Here is a 1,172-nt window from a genome sequence, read left to right on the forward strand (position 1 = left end):
ATGGCTAAGGAAAAGTTTGAGCGCAGTAAACCGCACTGCAACATCGGCACCATTGGTCACGTTGACCACGGTAAAACGACGCTGACCGCTGCGATCACCAAACAGTTTGGTGACTTCAAAGCGTATGACGAAATTGACGGCGCGCCCGAAGAAAAAGCGCGTGGTATCACCATTTCGACAGCCCACGTTGAATATGAGACTGACAACCGTCACTACGCCCACGTCGACTGCCCCGGCCACGCTGACTATGTGAAAAACATGATCACCGGTGCGGCGCAGATGGACGGCGCGATCCTGGTTGTGAACGCAGCTGATGGCCCGATGCCGCAGACCCGCGAGCACATCCTGCTGGGCCGCCAGGTTGGCATCCCTGAAATGGTTGTCTTCATGAACAAAGTTGACCAGGTCGACGATGAAGAACTGCTTGAGCTGGTTGAAATGGAAATCCGTGAACTGTTGACCGAATACGGTTACAACGGCGACGACATTCCTGTGATCGCTGGTTCGGCTCTGGCCGCTCTGGAAGACCGCGATGACAACATCGGCAAAGACAAGATTGCTGAGCTGATGGCTGCTGTTGACTCGTTCATCCCACAGCCACCACGTGCTGTTGATGAGCCGTTCCTGATGCCAATCGAAGACGTGTTCTCGATCTCTGGTCGCGGTACTGTTGTAACTGGCCGTGTTGAGCGTGGCGTGATCAATGTTGGCGACAACATCGAAATCGTTGGCATCAAAGACACGACAACAACAACCTGTACTGGTGTTGAAATGTTCCGCAAGCTGCTGGATCGCGGTGAAGCTGGCGACAACATCGGCGCCTTGCTGCGTGGTGTTGATCGTGAGTCGGTTGAGCGTGGTCAGGTTCTTTGTGCGCCTGGTTCTGTGAACCCACACACCAAGTTCGAAGCAGAAGCCTATATCCTGACCAAGGATGAAGGTGGCCGTCACACGCCGTTCTTCGCGAACTACCGTCCACAGTTTTACTTCCGTACAACTGACGTGACCGGCACTGTTGTTCTGCCAGCTGGCACCGAAATGGTGATGCCTGGTGACAACCTGAAGTTCAACGTTGAGCTGATCGCACCGATCGCCATGGAGCAGGGCCTGCGCTTTGCGATCCGCGAAGGCGGCCGCACTGTTGGTTCCGGCGTTGTGTCCAAAATTGTTGA

1 protein-coding gene is annotated in these 1,172 nt (G+C 54.8%); it reads left to right on the forward strand.

What is annotated here, in order from left to right; genetic code table 11:
- Positions 1-1,172: elongation factor Tu (tuf, locus tag SHIM_RS17560; RefSeq protein ID WP_054003997.1), on the forward strand; the 1,172-nt coding region annotated here is incomplete at its 3' end.

Origin of the sequence: Shimia sp. SK013, assembly GCF_001292625.1 — a bacterium.
Classification (GTDB): domain Bacteria; phylum Pseudomonadota; class Alphaproteobacteria; order Rhodobacterales; family Rhodobacteraceae; genus Shimia.